General features: G+C 56.7%; 18 protein-coding genes and 2 pseudogenes. 10 read left to right on the top strand and 10 right to left on the bottom strand.

Annotated features, from left to right (window positions below):
* Window positions 1-20: 20 nt before the first annotated feature.
* From ACY8FN_RS13195 to ACY8FN_RS13170, 6 genes are all read left to right on the top strand, one after another.
* Window positions 21-1,523 (top strand): BatD family protein, encoded by a 1,503-nt coding sequence (locus ACY8FN_RS13195; RefSeq protein ID WP_463101171.1) that lies wholly within the window; start codon window positions 21-23, stop codon window positions 1,521-1,523.
* A 21-nt stretch (window positions 1,524-1,544) separates the two neighbouring features.
* Window positions 1,545-2,144 (top strand): sigma-70 family RNA polymerase sigma factor, encoded by a 600-nt coding sequence (locus tag ACY8FN_RS13190; RefSeq protein ID WP_139691741.1) that lies wholly within the window; start codon window positions 1,545-1,547, stop codon window positions 2,142-2,144.
* Window positions 2,137-2,910 (top strand): DUF3379 domain-containing protein, encoded by a 774-nt coding sequence (locus ACY8FN_RS13185; protein WP_463100245.1) that lies wholly within the window; start codon window positions 2,137-2,139, stop codon window positions 2,908-2,910. The genes ACY8FN_RS13190 and ACY8FN_RS13185 overlap by 8 nt, the downstream gene beginning before the upstream one ends.
* Window positions 2,911-3,296: 386 nt before the next feature.
* Window positions 3,297-4,598, top strand: coding sequence for an outer membrane protein transport protein (locus tag ACY8FN_RS13180; RefSeq protein ID WP_463100244.1), 1,302 nt, complete (start codon window positions 3,297-3,299; stop codon window positions 4,596-4,598).
* Between the two features lie 252 nt (window positions 4,599-4,850).
* Window positions 4,851-6,095 carry an OmpP1/FadL family transporter gene (locus tag ACY8FN_RS13175; RefSeq protein WP_463100243.1) on the top strand — a complete coding sequence of 415 codons (1,245 nt, stop codon included), beginning with the start codon at window positions 4,851-4,853 and terminating at the stop codon, window positions 6,093-6,095.
* A gap of 116 nt (window positions 6,096-6,211) precedes the next feature.
* A complete protein-coding gene (locus tag ACY8FN_RS13170; RefSeq protein WP_463100242.1) occupies window positions 6,212-7,438 on the top strand; it encodes an EAL and HDOD domain-containing protein in 1,227 nt (408 codons plus the stop codon).
* Here ACY8FN_RS13170 and ACY8FN_RS13165 read toward each other — a convergent pair.
* Window positions 7,431-8,594 (bottom strand): thiolase family protein, encoded by a 1,164-nt coding sequence (locus ACY8FN_RS13165; protein ID WP_463100241.1) that lies wholly within the window; start codon window positions 8,592-8,594, stop codon window positions 7,431-7,433. The genes ACY8FN_RS13170 and ACY8FN_RS13165 overlap by 8 nt on opposite strands.
* Window positions 8,595-8,715: 121 nt before the next feature.
* Here ACY8FN_RS13165 and ACY8FN_RS13160 point away from each other — a divergent pair, with 121 nt between their 5' ends.
* Window positions 8,716-9,111, top strand: a complete 396-nt coding sequence (locus tag ACY8FN_RS13160) for a MerR family transcriptional regulator (RefSeq protein ID WP_101347073.1) — start codon at window positions 8,716-8,718, stop codon at window positions 9,109-9,111.
* 124 nt (window positions 9,112-9,235) lie between these two features.
* Here ACY8FN_RS13160 and rplY read toward each other — a convergent pair whose 3' ends face one another.
* From rplY to ACY8FN_RS13135, 5 genes are all read right to left on the bottom strand, one after another.
* Window positions 9,236-9,523: a 50S ribosomal protein L25 gene (gene rplY / locus ACY8FN_RS13155; protein WP_042023867.1), complete on the bottom strand. Its 288-nt coding sequence runs from the start codon at window positions 9,521-9,523 to the stop codon at window positions 9,236-9,238.
* A gap of 113 nt (window positions 9,524-9,636) precedes the next feature.
* A complete protein-coding gene (locus tag ACY8FN_RS13150) occupies window positions 9,637-10,518 on the bottom strand; it encodes a hypothetical protein (protein WP_463100240.1) in 882 nt (293 codons plus the stop codon).
* A 92-nt stretch (window positions 10,519-10,610) separates the two neighbouring features.
* Window positions 10,611-14,522 carry an ATP-dependent RNA helicase HrpA gene (hrpA, locus tag ACY8FN_RS13145; RefSeq protein WP_463100239.1) on the bottom strand — a complete coding sequence of 1,304 codons (3,912 nt, stop codon included), beginning with the start codon at window positions 14,520-14,522 and terminating at the stop codon, window positions 10,611-10,613.
* Window positions 14,523-14,765: 243 nt separating this feature from the next.
* Window positions 14,766-15,188 carry a CBS domain-containing protein gene (locus tag ACY8FN_RS13140; RefSeq protein WP_463100238.1) on the bottom strand — a complete coding sequence of 141 codons (423 nt, stop codon included), beginning with the start codon at window positions 15,186-15,188 and terminating at the stop codon, window positions 14,766-14,768.
* 127 nt (window positions 15,189-15,315) lie between these two features.
* Window positions 15,316-16,599 (bottom strand): HD-GYP domain-containing protein, encoded by a 1,284-nt coding sequence (locus ACY8FN_RS13135; protein WP_463100237.1) that lies wholly within the window; start codon window positions 16,597-16,599, stop codon window positions 15,316-15,318.
* 437 nt (window positions 16,600-17,036) lie between these two features.
* Between ACY8FN_RS13135 and ACY8FN_RS13130 the strand changes: the two genes are divergently transcribed.
* Together ACY8FN_RS13130 and asd are read left to right on the top strand one after the other, a co-directional pair.
* The gene (locus ACY8FN_RS13130; RefSeq protein ID WP_463100236.1) at window positions 17,037-18,338 is read left to right on the top strand and encodes a D-amino acid dehydrogenase; all 1,302 of its coding nucleotides are present in this window, start codon (window positions 17,037-17,039) and stop codon (window positions 18,336-18,338) included.
* A gap of 353 nt (window positions 18,339-18,691) precedes the next feature.
* Window positions 18,692-19,804, top strand: a complete 1,113-nt coding sequence (asd, locus tag ACY8FN_RS13125; protein WP_463100235.1) for an aspartate-semialdehyde dehydrogenase — start codon at window positions 18,692-18,694, stop codon at window positions 19,802-19,804.
* 132 nt (window positions 19,805-19,936) lie between these two features.
* Here the strand turns inward: asd and ACY8FN_RS13120 are convergent.
* A pseudogene (locus ACY8FN_RS13120) lies at window positions 19,937-20,142 on the bottom strand (formate dehydrogenase accessory sulfurtransferase FdhD); the annotation flags it as partial.
* A gap of 171 nt (window positions 20,143-20,313) precedes the next feature.
* On the opposite strand from ACY8FN_RS13120, the pseudogene ACY8FN_RS13115 reads away from it, so the two are divergent.
* Window positions 20,314-21,191 (top strand): annotated as a pseudogene (locus tag ACY8FN_RS13115) (FAD-dependent oxidoreductase); the annotation flags it as partial.
* Window positions 21,192-21,688: 497 nt separating this feature from the next.
* Here the strand turns inward: ACY8FN_RS13115 and ACY8FN_RS13110 are convergent.
* The 3 genes from ACY8FN_RS13110 to sucC form a co-directional block, all read right to left on the bottom strand.
* Entirely contained in the window at window positions 21,689-22,387 is a 699-nt protein-coding gene (locus ACY8FN_RS13110; RefSeq protein WP_463100234.1) for a hypothetical protein, read from the bottom strand.
* Window positions 22,388-22,481: 94 nt separating this feature from the next.
* Entirely contained in the window at window positions 22,482-23,354 is an 873-nt protein-coding gene (gene sucD / locus ACY8FN_RS13105; protein ID WP_033116130.1) for a succinate--CoA ligase subunit alpha, read from the bottom strand.
* A complete protein-coding gene (gene sucC / locus ACY8FN_RS13100; RefSeq protein WP_287976602.1) occupies window positions 23,354-24,520 on the bottom strand; it encodes an ADP-forming succinate--CoA ligase subunit beta in 1,167 nt (388 codons plus the stop codon). The genes sucD and sucC overlap by 1 nt, the downstream gene beginning before the upstream one ends.
* Window positions 24,521-24,544: the final 24 nt, after the last annotated feature.

The raw sequence follows: 24,544 nt of genomic DNA, 5'->3' as shown, positions 1-24,544 counted from the left end.
CGCGAGCAGGATGGGGACTGTTGCTCGCACTGGCGAGTCCGCTTGGCTGGGCCTTGCCGCCCCGCGCAGAGCTGCTGCCGGGTGCCGATCCCAGCGATTGGCTGCTGATCATCGAAGCGGATGGCGAGCGCCAGAGCAGCGAGCTGGAGATCACCCCCTTGCTGCGCCAGTTTGCGGTGGGCAGAGTGACCATGAGCCGGGTCACCACCCCGGTACAACAACTGACTCGCTGGCAGATCCCGCTGCACCAGAGCAATTCACCCGCAAATACAGAGGTGGTGATTGCCCCGCTCAAACTGGGAAATGAGTTCACTCCCTCGCTCACCCTGCCATTGAGAGAGGCGAAAACAGCAGCGCTGCCGCAGCCCGCAGCCCCCTCGCCCCTCGAGATGCAGGCAAGCCTTGATCATCAGGGCCCGCTCTATCCCGGCCAGCCAGTGATCTACCGCCTGACCCTCTGGCTGCCCACCAGCATGCAAAACCCGGGACTGAGCGAGCTGAGCTCAACCCACTTCACCATCCGCCGCCTCGGCAGTGATGAGTGGATCGCCCCTGCACAAGCTGGGCTGCCCGGCCGACTGACCCGCAGCTGGCTGATCCAGGCAAAAGCACCAGGGCTCTGGCATATCGACTCCCCCCGCTTGCAAGGCCAGTTGATACAGCAAGGGAGCAACCCACAGCGACTCTCAGCCAGGGCGGCCCCTCTTGCGATACGGGTAGACAAGGCCCCCGCCACTGCGGTGGCATCCCGCCTCACCCTGACACAACGACTGGAACCCGGCACCGCCACAGAGGTGGGGGAACCGCTGATCCGGATCCTGACCCTGACCATGGAAAATGGCGATGGCAGCCAACTCCAGCTTGCCCGGCTGATGGCGCATCAGCTGCCAACCGGGGTGCAAGCCCATCCTGATGGCGAGCAGCAACAGGAACGCTATCGCGAGGGAACACTGCTGTTTGAACGGGAGTGGCGACAAACCCTGGTCGCAGAGAACAGCGGCAAGTATCAGCTCCCCCCCATTGCGGTGCCCTGGTTCAGCACCCAAAGTGGCCGGATTGAGCAAGCCAGTCTGCCCGCTATCGACCTGACTGTCCTCGCGACGGCTCGCCCACAACCAGAGAGTCAGCCGCCACAGATGCCAAGGCCAGAGAGCCTCTGGTGGGTGCTGCTCGCGCTAGCCCTTCGTGCCGTGCAGCGCCACGGGCCACGCTGGTGCGCCTTCTCTCGACTTCAACGGGCATTGGCCCGGCATCAACCAGAGGCGAGCCGCAAGGCGCTGATCCACTGGGCTGCCTTGCGCTGGCAGGTTCCCTATTATCAATTAAGCCAGTTGCCCGGCGCTGGGCATAATCAGATCCGTGACGCGCTAAATGAGCTCGAACGAGCCTGCTTTGCCCCCCCGGCAGCTGGCCAATCCCTGCAGTGGCGCCCCCTTGCGCGTGCCCTGACACCCCATGAAACGATGGCCATTTCACAGCTGATTTACCTGTTGGCTCGCCTGAAACAATGTCCCTGCGACTAGCCTCTTGACAAGGATTGCCCCATGGCTCTGCTGTTTTTTAGCAAAAAACGCGCTCAACAGCATATGGGTGGAAATGATCCGGCCACTGCGCCGGTCTCTACTCCTATGGCTGACAAACAAACCAAATTTGAAGCACTGGTCCATGCGCTGCACGGGGATCTCTACCGGTATGGCTACTGGCTGACCCGTGATCCCAACGTGGCGGAAGATCTGGTACAAGAGACCTTTCTGCGTGCCTGGAAGGCGATCGACACCCTGCAGGATGACAAAGCAGCCAAGGGGTGGCTGATAACCATCCTCAGACGGGAGAACGCCCGCCGCTTTGAACGCAAGCAGTTCGATGTGGTCGATCTCGATGATTTCCCGCAAAGTGATCCTGACGCCTTACACAGCGAGCAAGAGATGGAAAACGAATGGCTGCGCCGTCACATCACCCGCCTGCCAGAGGAGTATCAAGAACCACTCCTGCTGCAAGTCGTAGGGGGATTCAGTGGTGAGGAGATAGCCAAGATGCTCGGCCTGAACAAAAACACTGTCATGACCCGACTGTTTCGCGCCCGCAACCAGATCAAAGAGGCGATGGAACAGAAAAACCAAGCAAGAGGACACGGACATGGATGAACTCGAATTTCGCCGCAACGCCATGATCCAGCCCAACGATCAACAGCCCGACTTTCTCGAGACTGCCGATGCCAGCCAGGCCAATCGCCACTACCTCGACGAGATGAAGCAGTTTGACAGAACCCTCAAGCGCGCCATGCAGGTAGACGTCCCCGCTGGACTGGCCGAGCGGATCCTGCTCAAACAAGCCATGTTGCAAGATATGCCCGATGACAATATTCATCCCCTCAACAGCGCCACCACATTAGCCAGCGATCGGACACAGTCCCCTTGGCGCCAGATCGCCATGGCTGCATCGGTGGCCTTCTTGTTGGGGATGAGCACTCGCTGGATCAGCCTGCCAGAAGCGACCCCCACCGCCAGCTCCCTCGCCCAAGTGGCGATGGCCCATGTCTATGACGAAGCGCCCTTTATCCAGGGAACGGATGAGAGGGTCAACTTGCACAGCATCAACAGCAAGATGGAAAAATACGGGGCAACCCTGAGCGGGATGAATGGACTTAACGTCACCTATGCCAATCACTGCTCGTTTTACCAGGGGCCGGCCTTACACATGGTGATCCAGGGGAAGATGGGACCCATCACCCTGTTTTTGGTGCCCAAACATGTCCCCCTCACCCTGCAACAGGCCAGCTTTGAAGATGGCATCCTCAAAGGGGAAATAGTCCAACTCAAAGGGGCCAACATGGTGCTGATTGGCGAGATGAAGGAGCCACTCGACCCTGTTGCCACGGCCCTGCAGTCGCGCTTGCACTGGGCCATTTAACAAAGCTTGACAGCCCCTGAATGACAGGTGGCGGTGGTAAGCCGCTGCCTGTTCTATCCCCTTGCGCCTCTTTACCGCTGATTTGCCTCAAAATTCCGAAAAATCAGTAAAATTATTTTTGTGACCGGGATCGGTTATCTCGGTCAATAATCCGGCGTTACCCCTTGAAAGTGATGAATTAAACAGCAAGTTAAAACAAATGATTAACACAGTAGTCACTTTTATGTATTCTGCTGTCACTGGTCTGATTTCTTACCTCCTACCAGATCCATAGAATCGAACCAGAATTGACAAGAAGAAGCTGAAATAAAAACGGATTTTGCCGTGATCTGCACCGGACGTGCAGCCTTCATTGGCAAAAAAATCTGCCTACAAGAGAGAACTCCATGACGACAACTATTTTCAAGAAGAGCCTGATTGCCGCCACCATCGCACTGGCCACCGGTCAAGTCCATGCTGCGGCATTCCAGTTGAACGAGCACTCAGCCTCCGGTCTGGGTCGCGCCTATGCAGGCGAAGCAGCCATCGCCGATAACGCCTCCGTGCTGGCCCGTAACCCGGCAGCCATGACCACCTTCGACAAGATGGCGGTCTCCGTCTCCGGCACCTATATCAAGCCGGATGTGGATGTGGATGGCAAAGTCGCCGGTGTCGTTCCTGCCAGCGCATCTGGCATTGCTCCCGCAGCCTTTGTTCCCGCCTCTTACTTTATTCAACCACTAAATGACCAGTGGGCTTGGGGTATCGGCCTCTTCTCCAACTACGGTTTGTCTACTGAATACGACAAGAGTTTCGCGGCTGGTGCAGGGGCAGGTGATACCTCCCTCATTACTTTGAATATCAACCCCAACATTGCATATCGAATCAATGAGCAATTCAGTATCGGCGCGGGTATTAATGCCGTTTACGGTTCCGCCGAATTAAATCGTTATGCCGGAGTCTTGGCTCCTGCCCTGTCTCGCCCGAGGAGTCAGGGCGGAACAGGCATTCCTCATAGTGCAGATAAAAATATTTCAAGTCTTAAAGGTGATACATGGGGCTTTGGCTGGAACGTTGGTACTCTCTATGAAGTTAATGAAAATCATCGCTTTGCGCTGACCTACCGCTCCCAAGTAGACCTCAGTTTCGATGGTGATTTTAATGGCACTAGATCGGGTTACAAAACCGTTGACGGCAATCTGAAGCTTGATTTGCCTGCTCAAGCCGAGTTTGCCGGTTATCACCGTCTAAACCAGCAGTTTGCCGTTCACTACTCCGTCAACTGGACCGATTGGAGTGCATTTGAAGAACTGAAGGCAACCAGTTCTCAATGCAAAGATGGTATATGTCTGCAAAAGGATGAGAAATTCAAAGACTCTACTCGTTATGCCATCGGCGGTACTTGGTACATCAACCCTGCCTGGGAAGCGCGTTTGGGCTTTGCTTATGACAAGACCCCGATCGAAGCTGAATATCGCAGCTTGAGCATTCCTGACTCTGATCGTATCTGGTATAGCGCCGGTACAACTTACCACTTCAACCCGGATATGAGCTTGGACTTCGGCCTGACCTATATCGATGGCAAGAAAGTTGACGTTGATGAAGGTCTTGTTACTCATGGCCCTGCAAGCCCAACAAACCCGCATTGGGTCGGTACTTCCCATGGCGATGCATTCCTGGCTTCTGTTGGCTTCAACATGAAGTTCTGATTATTGATAGAATGGAAAGAGCGCCGCCAGGCGCTCTTTTTTTATCCGAAAAACCCATTTCAGCGCACACATGTAGCACACACGTGTCTATTTTTCTTTTCCAATCAATCTATTAGAGTGCCTCATCCCAGCATTAAATCTTGTTTTACCTAGATACCGGCCATTACCGTTGCCTTACTGGTCATACCATATAAAATCCCGCCTCCATTCATATGACCTATTGAACCTTCGGGTAACAGCAAGGATTTTGCCATGCATCCCATCATCAAACCGTCCGCAATCGCCCTGCTGGTGATCGCGGGCCAGACCCATGCCGCCGGGTTCCAGCTGGCTGAACAGTCCGCTACAGGTCTGGGGCGCGCCTTTGCCGGTGAGGGCGCCATCGCGGATAACGCCAGTGTGCTCTCCCGCAATGCGGCTGCCATGACCCGCTTCGATCAGATGGCGCTATCTGGCGGTGCCATCTATGTCAGCCCAGACGTCAATATCGAAGGAAAAACGACCGGTTTACTGACTCATGCTGATGCTACAGCTCACGACATCGCGGCAGCAGCCTGGGTACCCAACGCCTATCTCATCATTCCACTCAATGAGCAGTGGCGCCTCGGCTTCTCGGCTACCTCTTACTACGGTCTTGGCGTCAAGATGCCGGATAACTACAGCGCCGGCCACTTTGGCAATGTCTCCGATATCAAGACCATGGATCTGGGTACCTCACTCGCTTATCGGATCAATGAGATGTGGTCGGTGGGGGCCGGAATTTCGGCCATTCAGGGCGAAGGCGAAGTCGGCGGTGTATTTAATGTCGGCAAACATAAGATAGTGAAACATCTGGAAGGCGATGGATGGGCTTTAGGCTGGAACGCTGGGGTGCTGCTAACTCCGTCGCAAAATACACGGGTAGGTCTGTCGTATCGCCACGATACAACACTGACGCTGGAAGGTAATGCTCAAGGAGCAAACGGCTTGACCCCATACGAGGATACAGGACGCCTTGATTTACCATTGCCAGCAACCTCTGAATTGGCGGTCTTCCATCAGTTGACCGACAAACTCGCACTCCATGGCAGCCTGAACTGGACCAACTGGAGTAAATTTGTGCAATTGGAAGCAGACCTAGATCACCAAGGCTCAATGCACATCAAGGATGAGCACTGGGAAGACAGTTGGCGCTATGCCGTCGGTATGACCTATCAGGTCACACCCAAGTGGCAACTGCGATCCGGTGTGGCCTATGACGCAAGTCCGGTGCCAGCCGATCGTCGTACTATCTCCATACCTGATGCCGATCGGCTCTGGTACAGCCTGGGGATGGGGTATCAGTTCACACCCAACCTGACCGTGGATCTGGGGCTGACCCTGATCGATGGCAAAAAGGTGGATGTCACTGAAAAAATGGAGCTGCAACCGGGTAATCCGCAGACGACCTCCACCTTCCAGGGCACTTCCGAAGGGGACGCCTGGCTGGCTGGTGCACAATTGAGCTATCTCTTCTAAATTCCTTCCCTGCAGAAAAACACTATGCCAATTATTGCCTTACTCCATATGGTGAGCACTGGCATAGTGTTCTGCTACACCATAAACTCAACCCAGTACCCATACTGGAGCAAGGCATGTATTCCTACGTAGCAAGACAGCCAATCCTCGATAGAGACCTCAATACCTATGCCTATGAGCTGCTCTTTCGCGATAGTTTGAATAACGTCTTCCCTGGTATCTCCTCCCAGCAGGCTACTTCGCGTCTGGTGGTCGAACAATTCCTGCAACAGAACATCGATCAGCTGCTGGGTGGCCTGCCCTGCTTTATCAACTTCCCTCACTCACTGCTGTTGGAGGGCTTGGCAGAGTGCCTGCCGCCCGAAAAAGTCGTGATCGAAATTCTGGAAGACTCGCAGCCGGATGATGCGTTGCTGGAAAAGGTGAAACAGCTGCACAAACTGGGTTATCAGCTGGCGCTCGATGACTTCACCATGTCGCCGGATTGGGAGCGTTTTCTCCCCTTTATCCATATCATCAAGTTTGATTTGCGTGCCACGTCGTTGCTGCTGATCAAGGTGTTTATCCAACGTCATACATCACTTGGATTAACCTATCTGGCAGAAAAAGTGGAGGACAAGGCCGAGTTCGAACGGGTCAAAAGCATGGGGATCCAGCTGTTCCAGGGCTTTTTCTTTAGTCGCCCAGAGATGGTCAAGCAGGCCACCATGGCACCAGCCCAGGTCGTGGTGATGCAGTTGCTCAATGTGGTCAACGAAGCCGATCCGGACTTTAACCGGATTGAACAGTTATTGAGCCAGGATGTGTCCCTCTCCCTCAAGCTGCTACGCTACGTCAACCACCTCAAAGGGCAGAGCAACCCTATCTCCTCGTTTCGCCAGGCAGCCATCTACCTCGGTGATACCCAGCTAAAACGTTTTGTTTCGCTGATCGCCACCACCAGTGCAGGTAAGGGCAAGAGCGCCGAGCTCTACCAGATGTCGCTGATCAGAGCACGTTTCTGCGAGCTGCTCGCCCATGCCCATGCCCCGGCCCAGCAGTCACAACAAGCCTTTATTACCGGCCTTTTCTCTTTGCTGGATGTGTTGATGGAACAACCCATGGACAAACTACTGGGGACGATCCCCTTAGTCGAAGATATCCGGCTGGCGTTGCTGAAACGCCAAGGCAACCTCGGTTTTTATCTGGCGTTTTGTGAAGATTATGAAAATGCCAACTGGTCGCGGATCACCGCCAAGACAGCACAGTTAGGGCTCAATGAGGACAAGGTGAGTCACCTCTACCTGACGGCAACCGCCTGGGTCAATGAACAGTGGCAAGCGATGACTGCCCCGGTTAAATGACTTCAACCGCGATGGCGGTCGCCTCTCCGCCACCGATACAGAGGGTAGCCACCCCCCGACGCAAGCCCCCTTGTCTCAACGCAGTGATCAGCGTCACCAGAATACGCGCGCCGCTCGCTCCCAGCGGATGCCCCAGCGCACAAGCCCCGCCATGCACATTGACCTTGTGATGAGGAATGCCACAACCGCTCATGGCCAGCATGGTGACCATGGCAAAGGCCTCGTTGATCTCGAACAGATCCACCTCGTCCACCGACCAGGCCAACCGTTCAAGCAAGCGTGATATTGCGCCGATAGGTGCAGAGGTAAACTCGGCGGGCAACGCCGCATGGCTCTGATAACCGACAATCCGTGCCAGCACCGGTATCTGCCACGCGCGCGCGGTGGCGCCATCCATCAAGATCAGCGCCGCCGCGCCATCCGAGATTGAGCTCGAATTGGCAGCTGTGATGGTTCCGCCCTTGCCAAACGCAGGTTTCAGGGTAGGTATTTTATCCGGTCGCCCCTTGCCCGGCTGTTCATCTTCGGCCAGCAACAGCTGGCCATCGCGATAACATGGCGCTAGCTCCATGGCAAAAGAGCCCGCTTGCTGCGCCTGACGAGCCCGTTGCAATGATGCCAGAGCAAACGCATCCATGGCGCTGCGGGTTAGCCCGGCATGATCCGCACTGTGCTGGGCATGCACGCCCATCAGCTGGCCATCATAGGCATCCTGCAAGCCATCAAGAAAGAGGTGGTCCAGCACCTGTTGATGACCCATCCGAAAGCCGCTGCGGGCATTCTCCAGCAAATAGGGGGCGCGGCTCATGCTCTCCATTCCGCCCGCCACCACCACCCGGTTATCTCCCAGGCGAATGGAATCTGCCGCCAGCATCACCGCCTTCATGCCGGAACCGCACACCTTGTTGACCGTGGTGGCGGGTACACTAGCAGGCAGCCCTGCCTTCAACAGCGCCTGTCTGGCTGGTGCTTGGCCCATCCCTGCAGCCAGCACGTTACCCATGAACCCTTCATCGATCTGCGCAGGATCAAGCCCGCTTTGAGTCAGTGCTGCCGCAATGGCGCAGGCCCCCAGCTCAGGGGCCGTCATCGCTGCCAAGGCCCCCTGAAATGCCCCCATGGGGGTACGCTTTGCCGCCACAATCACAATATCCATCTGCTGCTCCTTCCTTGTTACATGGCCATAACATAGGCTGTCTGGCGCGATGGAACAAGAGTTGCAGTGCCGTTTACGTTTAGGTAAGGTGCCCATCAGGAACGTTCGCCAAGAAGCCTGTATGAACAAAAGCAAGGATGATAAACGGCGCTACAGCATCAGTGAGCTGGCCCGGGAATTTGATATTACAACGCGCAGCATTCGCTTCTATGAAGATCAGGGGCTACTGGATCCAGGCAGAGAGGGCCAGACCCGGATCTACAGCAAGCAGGATCGGGTACGCCTCAAGCTCACCTTGCGTGGCAAACGGCTTGGTTTCAGTCTGGCGGAGATCCGCGAATTGTTTGATCTCTACGATGCCGACAAGAGCAGCCGCAGCCAGCTGCAGACCATGCTGGGGCTGGTCGCAGAGAAGCGGGAGACGCTGCAACAGCAGATGGAAGATATCAGGATGGTACTGCTGGAGCTGGATGCTGCCGAACAGCGTTGCCAGCAAGCACTCTGTCAATTGAGATAGCCAGGATCAACTAGCACCGCCCGGCATCTCATGCTTCGGGTCGCTGTTAGCTGGCTTTATGAAATACCAGATAGCAAAAAGCCACTCCTGAGAGTGGCTTTTTCTTCAACTGAATAGCTCGCGATTAAACGCGAACGAAGTCCAGGTGAACCAGCTTGTAACGTACCGGGTGACGCTGGATAGCTTTCACTTTTACGTTAACTTCTTCGCCATTGATAACCATGGTCAGTACAGACTCATAGAATTCCGGCTTCTCTTGAGCCAGAACAATTTTCTTGTGGTCAACAGCGATGGACAGAGCTTCTTTACCAGCACCATAGATGATGGCAGGAACTTGGTCAGCGTGACGCAGGCGGCGGCTCGCACCTTTCCCCAGGTCAGTACGGACTTCAGCTTGGAATACGAAAGACATAGTGTGTATCTCTTTTAAGATGAATTTATGGTGTTGACTGCGACCGGTCAACACCTCGCAAAACGAGCGCGAATACTACCACGGGCTAAATAGGGATACAAGGTAGATGCCCCTTACCTCCGCTGCCCCTGCTCCAGGCGGGCAAATTGCTGCTGGCGCTGGGCCGGACTCAAGGCATCAAACTGCGCCAGTGTCTCGGCGCGAGGGCAATAAAGTCCATCCCCCGTCCTGACATGGATGCTGTTACCGAGCTGCCCCTGATTTTCGGCTACCAGCGCCAGCAAATAGCTATAGGTATCCGCCCCTTGGGCACTGGATAACTGGTTGGCAATGCGCCACAGGGTCTCGCCCGCGGCGACCTGATGGCACACCGTATGCTGCATACCCGCTGCCGGAGCAGAGAGGGTGAGCATGGTATCGCTGGTTACTGATGACTCAGCCACGGGACTGGCCAGCGTCATGTCGGCAGGCTTCATCCCGCTGGTGGACAGCATTCCCGCTGCTCGCGGCGTCAGCCCAAGCATTGCCAGCAGGGGTTCGCTGTTGTCAGCAGGAATGGGAATATCAATGCCGCCAAACGCCCCTTGGGGGATATGAAACTCGGCGATAAAAGGGGCCACAGACTGCGCAGTATCAACATCAACCGGCGAACGGCTCCCCTGCCGCATCATGGCAACGGCCTGGCCGGGCGCGACCCCATAGGCCATCTCATCGATACGCTGCAACCTTGCCAGATAGGTTTTGGAAAGCTGCGCCTCCCCCTCGAACAGATCAAAGGGGGGCACTAATCTGGCAGGAAACAGGATCTGCCAGCGACCTTGTTTCTGCTTTTGAGCCAAAGGCGGAAACTGATTGCCGCGCCAGGCAACAAACATCGCAGGCGGGGTACGCGCCAATGGGTAGTATTCCGGGTTTAATTGCACCCATGTGTGTTCCGCAATGGGTTGATAGCCGCTGATCATCACCTGCGCGACACCTAACCAGATCCCCAGCATCCTTGCCTCCTGATCCCCAGAGGAAGGGAGCCGCCACACAGCAGCCCCTTCTCATTCTCTATATCACGCTGTTAAAACAGACAGATAGCAGCTTAGCACTGCGCAATGGCGTTAAGCACCCGTTTATCTGAAACCGGATAGGGGGTCCCCAGATTCTGGGCAAAAAATGACACCCGCAGCTCCTCGATCATCCAGCGGATATTGGCCACCTCGGTCGGTACCAGCTGGGATTTGGGGATCTTGGCCAGCAGCCCCTTGTAATCGCTTTCCACGCTCTGCACCTTGAGCATGTAGACCCGATCCCGGTTGGGATCGATGGCCAACTTTTCCATCCTGCGCTCGATGGCGCGCAAGTAACGCAGCAAGTCCGGCAGCCGCTGCCAGCCGGTCTCGGTCACAAAGCCTTTATGGATCAGTTTGTCGAGCTGGAGCTGAATATCTGACATGGCAAACGCGGTATCGAGCTGCATCTTGCCCTTGAGCCGCTTCTTGATCTCATGGGAGAGGGTCAGCACTGCCTCTACCTGCTTGGCCACCTCCACCACGGCATCGTTGAGCTCGGCTCGGACAAACTCTTTGAGCCCCTCAAAACCGGCCTCATCCCATGCCAATCCACCATGCTGGGCGATCAACTTGTCACAACCGCAGGCGATGCAGTCATCGATCAGCTCAGCCACCTTGCCAAACGGGTTGAAGTAGAGACCCAGCTTGGCCTTGTTAGGCAGCTTTTCTTGCAGGTACTTGATGGGAGAAGGCACGTTAAGCAGCACCAGCCGGCGCTGACCCGCCCACATCAGTTGCTGCTGGGCCACCGGACTTTCCACCAGCTGGATGGAGACCGAGTCTTTCTCATCCACCAGCGCCGGATAAGCCTTCACTTCGAAACCGCCCCGCTTCTGGCTGTACTCCTGCGGCAACTCGCCAAAGCTCCACAGGGTCAGGCCGGATTGCTCGATATCGTCATCCGCCACTTGCGACAGGGTCTCCTGCACCTTGCCACGCAGGGATTCCTTCAGCGCGTCCAGATCTTTCCCTTCCGCCACCTGCTTGTGCTTGTCATCCACCACCCGGAAGGTGAGCTTCAGGTGATCGGGCACCGCATTCCAGTCCCACGACTCGCGAGGCACGGTGACACCGGTCATTCGCCGCAATTGGCGCTCCATCTCGTCCAACAGCGGCCCCTGCTCGGGATTAAGGCTGGCCAGCAGCGCATCGGCATAGTTGGGCGCTGGTACGAAGTTTTTGCGCATCGGCTTTGGCATCGACTTGATTAGCGCGACCAACAGCTCATGGCGCAGCCCGGGGATCAGCCACTCAAACCCTTGCACGTCTACCTGATTCAGTAGCGGCAATGGAATATGCAGGGTAACGCCATCGGCCGCCTCCCCCGGTTCAAACTGATAGCTCAACTTGAGCTTGAGCCGCCCCTGCTGCCAGAAGTTGGGATAATCAAGATCACTGATGTGGGCCGCATCGCCCTTCATCAACATCTCTTTCTCGAAGTTGAGCAGCTCGGGATCCTGCTTGTGGGCCTCCTTCCACCATTTGTCGAAGTGGCGGCTTGATATCACCTCCTCCGGCAGACGGGCATCGTAGAAGCGGAACAGGTCCTCATCATCCACCAGAATGTCGCGGCGACGGGATTTGTGCTCCAGCGCCTCCACCTCGGCCAGCAGCTTGCGGTTTTCGCCAAAGAAACGGTGACGGGTCTCGAAATCCCCCTCCACCAGCGCGCGGCGGATAAACAGCTCACGGCACAGGGCCGGATCCAGGGTGCTGAAGTTGATGGTCCGCTCATTGACCAGGGTCAGACCATAGAGGGTGACCTTCTCTTTGGCCATCACGGCGCCATTTTTCTTCGACCAGTGCGGGTCGCTGTGGTGCAGCTTGATGAGATGCGCCGCCAGCGGCTCCACCCATTCGGGTTCGATCTTGGCGTTGACCCGGGCGTAGAGCCGTGAGGTCTCTACAAGCTCGGCGGCCATCACCCACTTGGGCGGCTTCTTGAACAGACCAGAAGCTGGAAAGAGGTGGAAACGGCCGTTGCGCGCGCCGAGAAACTCCGGTTTTTCCAGATCCTTGTTGCCGATATGGCTGAGCAACCCGGTCAACAGCGCGCAGTGCACCGTCTTGAAGTCTGCCGGTTCATGGTTGGCTTTAAAACCGAGCTCTTTCACCGTCTGGCGCAACTGGAAGTGGATATCCTGCCATTCACGAACCCGCAGGGAGGAGAGAAACTCCTTCTGGCACATGCGACGGAACGGGTTGCTGCCCAGCAGATCCTGCTGCTCTTTGAGGTAGTTCCACAGATTGACGAAGGCGAGAAAATCCGAGTCTTTGTCTTCAAACCGTCGGTGTTGCTCGTCGGCGGCCTGCTTTTTCTCCATCGGCCGCTCGCGAGGGTCCTGGATACTGAGACCGGCGGTGATCACCATCACCTCACTCAAACAACCGGTTTGCGCTGCGGTGATCACCATCTTCGCCAGACGGGGATCCAGGGGAATGCGCGACAGCTGACGACCGGTATCGGTCAGTTGCAGTTTGGCTTCCAGCTCCTGCCCTTGTGATTCACGGGCGGGCAGTTCACGTACCGCCCCCAGCTCTTTGAGCAGCGTCAGGCCATCTTTGATGTGACGCGACTCGGGTGGCTCAACGAAGGGGAAGGCCTCCATATTGCCAAGCCCCAGCGCCAGCATCTGCAAGATGACCGACGCCAGGTTGGTACGCAAGATCTCGGGATCGGTAAAGGCCGGACGGCCGTTGAAATCCTCCTCCGAGTAAAGCCGGATACAGATACCGTCCGCCACCCGGCCGCAACGCCCTTTACGCTGGTTGGCACTGGCCTGGGAGACCGCCTCAATAGGCAGACGCTGCACCTTGGTACGCCAGGAGTAACGGCTGATCCGGGCAGTACCCGGATCGATGACATAGCGGATGCCCGGCACTGTGAGTGAGGTCTCTGCCACGTTGGTGGCGAGCACGATACGCCGTCCGGCATGCTGCTGGAACACCTTGTTCTGCTCGGCGTTGGAGAGACGGGCGTAGAGCGGCAACACCTCGGTGTCGCGCAGATTGAGCTTGCGCAAGGCATCGGCGGTATCACGGATCTCCCGCTCACCGTTCATGAAGATCAGGATGTCCCCCAGCCCTTCACGGGCCAGCTCTTCTACCGCGTCGAAGATCCCCTGCAGCTCGTCGCGCTCCTCCAACCCTTCACTTTTATCACTGGCAAGGGGGCGATAACGCACATCAACGGGATAGGTCCTGCCGGAGACCTCGATCACCGGCGCCTTGTTGAAATGGCGAGAGAAACGCTGCGGATCGATAGTGGCCGAGGTGATGATCACCTTGAGATCAGGGCGCCGTGGCAGCAGTTGCTTGAGGTAACCCAGAATGAAGTCGATGTTGAGGCTGCGCTCGTGCGCTTCATCGATGATGATGGTGTCGTACTGGGTGAGCATCCGGTCATTCTGGATCTCTGCCAGCAAAATACCGTCTGTCATCAGCTTGATGTGGGTCTGCTCGCTCACCTGATCGGTAAAGCGCACCTTGTAACCCACGTATTGACCCAGCTCGGACTCCATCTCCTCGGCAATACGAGCAGCCACGGTTCGGGCCGCCAGGCGGCGCGGCTGAGTGTGGCCGATAAAGCCCTTCACCCCGCGCCCGAGGGCCAGACAAATCTTGGGGATCTGGGTGGTTTTGCCCGAACCGGTTTCCCCGGCGATGATCACCACCTGATGTTCACTGATCGCTTTGGCGATCTCCCCCTGCTTCTGACTGACCGGCAGGTTGGCTGGATAGGTGACCTTGGGCACACCCGCCAGACGTGACTGGTAACGCGCCTCGGCGGCGACCAGATCAGCAGCAATGGTCTCAAGCACAGCAGTCTGCTTAGCCTCCGGCAGTTTCTTGACCCCGTGCAGACGGCTGGAGAGACGACGGGCGTCGAGGTTCATGCAGGCGGAAAGGCGGCGGCGCAGCGCCTCGATAGAGAGAGACAAGGTACGAATTCCTTAAATGAGAGCCCGACAAGGGGCCATATCGATAAGCTGCGGCAGATCCTAAAGAGCGAGTGACACAGGTGCAAGCCCTAACATCATGCAAGCCAAGCGGCCGGGATGTGCCACTGATGAACAGCGCACGAATTGGAACATTTTTTGTGATGGCATACATGATCGCGAATTGATGCCCCAACATAGCCAAAGCAGGCCGAAGCCTGCTTTGGGGAAGAGGATATCTGGGGATCAGCCGTGGGAATGGTGGACAAAACAACTGGTAAGCTGGGCGTGAATGGCTTGCATCACGTTGTGGCGGTTGATCACCCCGAGCAGCCGTCCATCCTGCACCACCGGATAGATCTTCGGCTTTTGCCCCATCATCATCTCTGCCAGCGCCAGAATGCTGGTATCGGGTCCGACCGTCAGCACCTCGTTGCGCATCACATCCTTGACCTGCGCTACTTGCTCGCAGTGATAGGCCTCCTTGAGCATCACAGCAATACAATCCTGCTCCGATATCCAGCCAATCAAATGCCCCTTCTCATCCACCACCGGGCCGCCCAGTTGATGACTGTTCAAAAATTTTTCGACCGCAGACTGCACCATCATGTCGGCAGTGAAGGTAATGGGCCTGCTTTGCATATAATCTTGGGCTTTTAGCGATTCCATATCAGCTCCCCTATTCACCTATTGTGGCCAGTAACGCTGGCCTCATGCGCTCATTGCTGCAAGCGCTATGCACAGCTTATTGCAAGCATAGCTGGCTCGCGGTTAGGTGTGCGCCGCCCCCCGCACGTTAGTGGTCATATAAATCAACCGCTTTGGCAACCGGAATAGCCGCCTGCATCATTGCTGGCAGATTATCAGCGAGGACCGCAACCACTGCAGGATCGACGCGCCCCTGACCTGCCAGTTGCAACATAAAGGCAAGCGCCTCACCTGTGGGCAGACCGCGCCGATAAGGCCGGTCCTGCACCATCGCCTGAAAAATATCTGCAACCCGTAAAATGCGTGCCTCCAATGCCATAGCAGAGGCGGGCAGATGAAATGGGTAGCCCTCTCCATCAGGCTCTTCGTGGTGATAGGCTGCCCAACAGGCAATCTCTTCAAATCCCTCGATATGGCGCAAGATCTGGTAAGTTTCGAAGCTGTGGGTATTGATAACGGCACGCTCAGCCCCCGTCAGACGGCCGGGTTTATCCAAAATTTCGTCCGGCACCCTGAGCTTGCCCAGATCGTGCAATAACCCCGCGATTTCGAGCATGTCGCAATGAGTCGTACTGACCCCCATATCTTCGGCTAGCAAACGTGACACACGAGCAACCCCCAGGGGGTGGGCCATGGTAAAGGGGCTCTTGGCATCAACAATGCCGGAAAAGATCCGCGCCAGCGCTTTCAGTTCTCCATTGGAGGTCAAACAAGGTTCCCGCTCCCGCAACATTTCCAACATGTAATCATTGATGGCTCTCGCTTCCAGTTGCAGCCAAAAAGCTTCCGCACGGGAGGTGTCCAAAAAGGCATCCACCAGCTCGGGGGCAAAAAACTCGCCACTACATGACTGCAATTTTGCGCGAATGTCACCGGTATGCAGCAACAGTGTGCCATCACCATAATAGGGTGCTGCCAGCGCATCACAGCGATCCACCAGAAAGATAAGGTTCGCCTGAAGAGCGACCTTGGCATCGACTTCACTCAGCTTGCACAGCTGATGCCAGTGGGTGTGATGATAACGGATGGGCAGAGCCAGAGGGGCCAGCGGTCGAAAGTCCTTGAGTAGTTGATATCCCACCTCACAGTGGCACTGGGACGACTCCCAATCGAACTCGCTAACAAGGTGATGGTGAGTCATCGTCGAGGAGACACCGATATCGTGCAGCACCCCTAACTCGAACAACAAGCAGCGTTCAACATCATTCATTCCCAAGTTCCGGCTACATTCTGCAGCCATGATCCCGACCCGCTTACCATGAGCCACATCACCGATCCCCACCAAATCGAGTGACGCCGACAGGGCATACACCACTTGGCGAAGATCTACCTGCAACGAAATTGTGCTCGTCCCTGCATGCTCATTGTTCATGATCCACATCCCATGCGGTGCTATTTTCTACGTTATGCTGAATAGAATGAGTCGATTTACACGCTCTTAAATATTAAGTTAGTCAACAAAAGCCGCTTTTACCTCATAGCCCCGATAAAGCAGGCACTGTCACCACAACGAGTTGGAAGGCCAGTCTGCAATCAGCTCGGGGAGCACCATCAAAATACACCCGCCTGCCAATACCTTGCTTCGCTATCCTGGCGTTGCCAGACTTGCCCCCGCCCTGCTGGCAGTGATTTCCCCACGGCCAAACGAATGACATACCACAGGCCCCTTGGCCAGATTAGGCCACACATAACATATAACTGGGGCATCGCCCTTTTAGCACCACAAACACCAGCCAATTCGACAGCGGCAGATGAAGATCCCAATCCTGCGCAGAGCGGTTGAATATCCTGTGGCAGCTGATTAAGGTGGTGGCCACATCAGAACATCAGTCAAGGAAAGACGGTATGAAGATTGTCATACTCGGTGGCGGCGTGATCGGAGTAACCAGTGCCTGGTATCTGGCCAAGGCGGGGCATCAAGTCACCCTGCTGGAGCGGCAGGGGGGCGTTGCCCTTGAAACCAGCCATGCCAACGCCGGGCAGATATCCCCGGGCTACGCCGCCCCTTGGGCGGCCCCCGGCATCCCCCTCAAGGCAGCCAAATGGATGCTGCAAAAGCATGCCCCCTTCACCGTGTGTCCCACCGCCGACCCCTTCCAGCTGCGCTGGATGCTGAGGATGCTCGCCAACTGCACCCCGACCGCCTATGCCACCAACAAGGGCCGCATGGTTCGCCTCGCCGAATACAGCCGCGACTGCATGAAGCTGCTGCGCGACGAGCTGAGCATCGATTACGAAGGGCGCCAGCTCGGCACCCTGCAGCTGTTTCGCAGCCAATCCCAGCTCGATGCCAGCCAGCGCGATATCGAGGTGCTGGAGGAGTATGGCGTCCCCTACCAGTCCCTCGATGCCAGCGGCTGCGAAGCGGCAGAGCCTGCGCTGGCACGAGTGCGCGGCAAAATCGTCGGCGGCCTGCGCCTGCCCGGCGATGAGACCGGCGACTGCTTCCGCTTCACCAAGGCCCTTGCCGTTGAAGCCGAGAAGCTCGGGGTCAAGTTCGTCTTCAACTGCGACATCGACGAGATAGAGCAAGCCCGGGGCCGCGCCGTGGCGGTGCGGGCGGGCGAGCAGCGCTATCGCGCCGATGCCATCGTCTGTGCGCTCGGCAGCTATGCCACCGGTTTTCTGCGCCCGCTGCTGCGCCCACTGGGGCTGGAGCTGCCGGTCTATCCGGTCAAAGGCTACTCCCTCACCCTGCCGATGATCAACGCAGACGCGGCGCCGCGCAGCACTGTGCTCGACGAGACCTACAAGGTGGCCATCACCCGTTTTGATGAGCGGATCCGGGTCGGCGGCATGGCGGAGCTGTCGGGCTACAATCTTGCCCTCAACCCGAGGCGCCACGACACCCTGGCGATGGTGGTCGGCGATCTCTTTCCCGAAGGGGGCGATATCAGCAAGGCCGAGTTCTGGACCGGTCTGCGCCCCATGACGCCGGATGGCACCCCGCTGGTGGGGCCGAGCCCCATTCCCGGCCTCTGGCTCAATACCGGCCACGGCACCCTGGGCTGGACCATGGCGGCCGGTTCGGGTCAGCTGTTGTGCGATCTGATCAGCGGCAGCGAGCCCGCCATCAGCGACGAGGGGCTGACCCTGGCCCGTTACGGCTAAATGCGTAGCCGGTCAGGCTAATTCACTCGCCCCCCAGACAACAGCAGAGGGCGTCCTCACCCGTTTTATTGACAGGCCACCGCCATAACCGGTGGCCTTTTCGTCTGATGTTGACCTTGTCCCTGCCCGCCTGACGCAGCGGCGTTGCCGCTGCCGGTTAATGCAGCAAACGGCACAGAATATTGCGCAATTCGACTTGCGCAAGCCGCCACAATCCGTAATGTGGATAGACGCATTTTTCGCAGCGCATATTTTTTAAATGACCTGTAAACCGCTTGTAAACAGGCGTCGCCAGACAAGGGGTTACGGGTGTCACCGCGAGTTTCTTTAGCAGCAATCCAGGGTAGGACAATATGAAAAAAGTAGGTTTGGTCGGTTGGCGTGGCATGGTGGGATCGGTTCTGATGAGCCGGATGCAGGAAGAGCAGGATTTCGCCCATATTCAACCCACATTCTTCACCACCTCCCAGGCCGGTGAGGCCGCTCCCAACTTCGGCGTCGATGCCGGTACCCTGCAGGACGCCTTCGATATCGAGGCGCTGGCCAAGCAGGATATCATCATCACGGCGCAAGGGGGCGACTACACCAAGGATGTCTATCCACGCCTGAAAGCCGCTGGCTGGCAGGGTTACTGGATTGACGCCGCCTCCTCCCTGCGGATGGAGAAAGACGCCGTCATCATTCTGGATCCGGTCAACGGCGACGTGATTGAGCAGGCCCTGAACGATGGCATCAAGACCTTCGTTGGCGGCAACTGCACCGTCAGCCTGATGCTGCTGGCCCTCGGCGGCCTGTTCAAGGCCGATCTGGTGGAGTGGATCAGCGTGGCAACCTATCAGGCCGCCTCCGGTGGCGGTGCCCGCCATATGCGCGAGCTGGTGACCCAGATGGGCATGCTGCGTGACGAAGTGGCGGTCGAGCTGGCCGACCCTGCCTCCGCCATCCTCGACATAGAGCGCAAGATCACCGAGAAGACCCGCTCCGGCACCCTGCCGGTGGACAACTTCGGTGTGCCGTTGGCCGGTGGCCTGATCCCCTGGATCGACACCAAGCTCGACAACGGCCAGAGCCGTGAAGAGTGGAAAGGTCAGGCCGAGACCAACAAGATTTTGGGTATCGAGCACGCCGTCATTCCGGTGGATGGTCTCTGCGTGCGGATCGGCGCCCTGCGCTGCCACAGCCAGGCGTTCACCATCAAGCTGAAAAAGGATGTGCCGCTGGCGGAGATCGAAGCGCTGCTGGCTGCCCACAACGACTGGGTGAAAGTGATCCCCAACGATCGCGACATCACCGCCCGCGAGCTGACTCCGGCAGCCGTTACCGGCACCCTCAGCATTCCGGTCGGCCGCTTGCGCAAGCTCAATATGGGCCCTGAGTATCTGGCCGCCTTTACCGTGGGTGACCAGCTGCTGTGGGGCGCCGCCGAGCCGCTGCGCCGCATGCTGCGTATCCTGCTGGCCCGTTAATCCACGAGCCAAACGCAGAAATAACAAGGGCGGGAAGTCACACTCCCCGCCCTTTTTCTTTATCTCATTTTTGCCTGCCCTCTTTGCCCGTGGAGTAGGCCCGTGGCCGTGGCCTTGCCCTCTCTCTTGCCGTCACTTAAGCAAAATGCGCTGGCAACCGCTGTAGATCTCGGCCCGCTCGGGGCGACAAAAGCCCACCAGAATCGGCCCGGTCTGCTCGGCCCGCTCGACCGCCAGTTCAGTGATGGCAGAGATGGCGAGCAAGATATCCCCCCTGCGCTGACGCACTTTTGCCCCATCTCGAAGCTGGCGCAGCTGGTCACCAGAATGGCGCCGTCATAGGGAAAGGGAATGTGGGACAGCCACCTTTTAGGACAATAGGGCGTATCCTGCAAACTGCTTTGACGGGAGCGAGCAATAGTCATAGCTAATTCCTCGACAGAGACTCATCAGGTCAAGTACAGCGCTAAGCCGCTGTCAAAAAGATGGGTGTCCCAGATTTCGACATCTGCGAACAGCACAACATTGAGGCGCAGCTGAGAGTCGAAGGCACCTGCTACACAGCCACCAGCGAGGCCCAGCGCGGCCTGATGGAGCCGGTATTGCAGGAACTCAAGCGCGCAGACCTTAACCAGTGGCAGGCGATTGAAGAAGGTGAACTGGCGAGCCAGAGCGGCTCCCACGTTCATCTGGAGGGGCTCTACAGCCCCCACGCCGGTTCGGTACAACCGGCACTGCTGGTGCGCGGCCTGCTGCGGGTGGCACGGGAGCTGGGGGTCGAGGTCTATGAACACACCCCCATGCAGCGCCTTGAGGCGGGCCAGCCTGCGCGAGTGCAGACGCCGCAAGGTGAGGTGCGTGCCAGCAAGGTGGTGCTGGCCCTCAACAGCGCCATGGTGCAGCACTTTCGCGAGTTTCGCCGCAGTATCGTGCTGGTCTCCTCCGATATGGTGATAACCGATCCCGCACCCTGCGCCGCTTCTTTCCGGCGCTCAAAGAGGTGCCCATCGCCGCCAGCTGGTGCGGCGCCTCCGACCGCTCGGTAGATGGCCTCCCCTTCTTCGGCCACTGGCGAGGGCAGCCCAATATCGTCTATGGCCTCGGCTACTCTGGCAACGGAGTGGCACAAAGCTGGATCGGCGGCCAGATCCTGGCGGCCCTGGTGAGAGACGAGGTGCGGGAGGAGGACAAGCCGTGGCGCGACTGCGCGCTGGTCAGCGGCCCGCGCGGCTATTTTCCGCCCGAGCCGTTTCGCTGGCTGGGGGCCATGGCGGTGCGCAATGCCATCCGGCGCAAGGAGCGGGCGGAAGATGAGAACCGCCCAGTGGCCTGGTATGACAAACAGCTGGCCAAACTTGCCGATGCGGCGGGCAAGGCGGATAAATAGCCCAGTCATAGAGGGCAACCATTTCTCATACTGTTTCGCCCCACACCCTATTTCTTGAAAATGCCGACCCGAGGGTCGGCATTTTTACAGGTGAAATCTGAGGGAGCATTATCGCCAAGCGTGATCCGCTGATGGGCCCCAGCGGCGGCAGGGTTGAGATAGCGTGATTTGTAGGTTGGCGCAGAGCGTAGCGAAGCCCAACAGGCGAGCGTGATTGCGCCAGCCCGAGCGGGATAAACAAGGATATAGCTAAGCCGTAAACAGATTGACAGGCATATTTCACGGTAACGTTGGGCTTCACTTCGTTCAGCACCAGCCTACTTTTTAGCCCAACATATGAAATTTATACGAGTGCTAACATCCTGTTTATGCCGTGATCAAAGCCAACCACAGGTGCTTGTGATAATGTGCCCCACTATTTTACCTTCCATCTCAGTGTATATAGCTAAGATTACTCATAAAAAAACAGTTATTAACTATGCATGAGATTCTATTTATCACAAAACAGAAAAATCATGAAGATTTATAGAGCCGAGATGATTTACTACAGAAGAGTTATCTCGTTGATACCATATCTTATGATATAAATCCCCATTATTATTTAAATTTACTCCTGATGGATGTATACACTGCCCTAACACATTAACGTTGTTCATTATTGTTTTAAACTTCCTACTTCCGACCATGAGAAAGTGAACCTTATAAGTGCTCTTTAAGTTACTCAATAACTTAGATGTATTTCCCATCAGTGATTGTCCTGAATCATCTTGTCTGTTTATTAACATTAAATTATGTTTCGATTCCAAGTAGACGGCAAACTCCCACGCTGAGATATTATTCATTCTAAGGTATGAAAGAATGCGTATTGATTTATTGGATGACCCAGACATTAGATTGAAACACATTTCTAATGAATCTTGAATTTTAACCCAACCATCAACCAAAAACGCCACTTCCTTATACCCGTAAGTTATATATCTACTATTTAATGCACGTAGAGATGGAACTTTTACCATCAAAGTCTTCCCACCTAGAGATTGTTTGTATGGCTCCTTCCCCTCTATAATAAAAAAATCATCGCGGTCTTTTACTTTTATTTCACACTCAGTCTCAAAGTTAGCCACCCAACAAAACATACAATCCACCACCTTTTTATTTATTATGTTTTTAATTAAATTTAAAATATAAGAGAGCATTATTTTACGATAATAAAGCTCATGATGTTTTACATTAATCTAAAAAGCCGCCCATCGGGCGGCTTTTTTATTAGAGATAACGGGCTAACAGGAATTACCAGCCGGTCACTTCGCGCAGAGCCTTGCCGATATCGGCCAGAGAGCGGACGGTTTTCACACCGGCATCTTCCAGCGCAGCAAACTTGTCGGCGGCGGTACCCTTGCCACCGGAGATAATGGCGCCAGCGTGGCCCATCCGCTTGCCGGGAGGCGCAGTAACACCCGCGATATAGGAGACCACCGGCTTGGTGACGTGGGCCTTGATATAGGCGGCCGCGTCTTCCTCGGCGTTACCGCCGATCTCGCCGATCATCACGATCGCTTCGGTCTGCGGGTCGTTCTGGAACATCTCCAAAATGTCGATAAAGTTGGAGCCCGGGATGGGGTCGCCACCGATACCGACGCAGGTGGACTGGCCAAAGCCCTCGTCAGTGGTCTGCTTGACCGCTTCGTAGGTCAGGGTGCCGGAGCGGGAGACGATACCCACCTTGCCCGGCTTGTGGATGTGGCCCGGCATGATGCCGATCTTGCACTCACCCGGGGTGATTACACCCGGGCAGTTGGGGCCGATCATCCGCACGCCGGTCTCTTGCAGCTTCACTTTGACATCCAGCATATCCAGAGTCGGGATGCCTTCGGTGATGGTGACGATGAGCTTGATACCCGCGTCGATCGCTTCCAGGATCGCGTCCTTGCAGAACGGCGCCGGGACATAGATGACGGAGGCAGTGGCGCCGGTCGCTTCAACCGCGTCACGGACGGTGTTGAACACCGGCAGCCCCAGATGGGTGGTGCCGCCCTTGCCCGGAGAGACGCCGCCCACCAGCTGGGTGCCGTAGGAGAGCGCCTGCTCGGAGTGGAAAGTACCCTGACCGCCGGTAAAGCCCTGGCAGATGACTCGGGTTTCCTTGTTAATCAGTACGCTCATCAGTTGGCCTCCGCTGCTTTGACGACTTGCTGCGCGGCATCGGTCAGACTCTTGGCCGCAATGATGTTGAGGCCGCTCTCGGCCAGCTTGATACCACCCAGCTCGGCATTGTTGCCTTCCAGACGCACAACCACGGGCACCTTGACCCCCACTTCCTTGACCGCACCGATAATGCCTTCTGCAATCATGTCGCAGCGCACTATGCCGCCGAAGATGTTGACCAGCACCGCTTTGACGTTGCTGTCGGAGAGGATGATCTTGAACGCTTCGGTCACCCGCTCCTTGGTGGCGCCGCCGCCAACGTCAAGGAAGTTGGCCGGCTTGCCACCGTGCAGGTTGACGATGTCCATGGTGCCCATGGCCAGACCGGCACCGTTGACCATGCAACCGATGTTGCCATCGAGGGCCACATAATTGAGCTCCCACTGGGCGGCATGCGCTTCGCGGGGGTCATCCTGTGACGGGTCGTGCATCTCGCGCAGCTTGGGCTGACGATAGAGAGCGTTGGCGTCGATGTTGATCTTGCCATCGAGGCAATGCAGGTTGCCCTGAGCGGTGATCACCAGCGGGTTGATCTCCAGCAGTGCGAAATCGCAATCCAGGAACATCTGGCCCAGCCCCAAGAAGATCTTGGTGAACTGCTTGATCTGATCGCCGACCAGACCCAGTTTGAAGGCCAGTTCGCGGGCCTGATAGGCCTGCGGACCCACCAGCGGATCGATGGCCGCCTTGTGGATCAAATGGGGGGTTTCGTGAGCAATCTTCTCGATATCCACGCCACCTTCGGTAGAGGCCATGAAGACCACGCGGCGTGAGCCACGGTCAACCACGGCACCCAGGTAGAGCTCTTTGGCGATGTCGGTGCAAGATTCAACCAGGATCTTGGTGACCGGCTGGCCGCCCGCATCTGTCTGGTAGGTCACCAGATTTTTGCCAAGCCAGTTCTGGGCGAAGGCACGGATCTCATCCTTGCTCTTGGCCACTTTCACGCCGCCCGCTTTACCGCGACCACCGGCGTGCACCTGGCATTTGACGACCCAGATATTGCCGCCAATCTTGTCAGCCGCTTCGGCCGCTTCTTGTGGGGTAGCACAGGCATAACCTTCGGAGACCGGCAGGCCATACTCGGCAAACAGCTTTTTTGCCTGATATTCATGCAGATTCATAGATGCTCTATCCGTGTTGTAGGT

The organism is Aeromonas sp. 160P, assembly GCF_055193095.1.
Note: the sequence above shows the minus strand (reverse complement) of the source record. Positions and strands in the feature narration are given on the sequence as shown.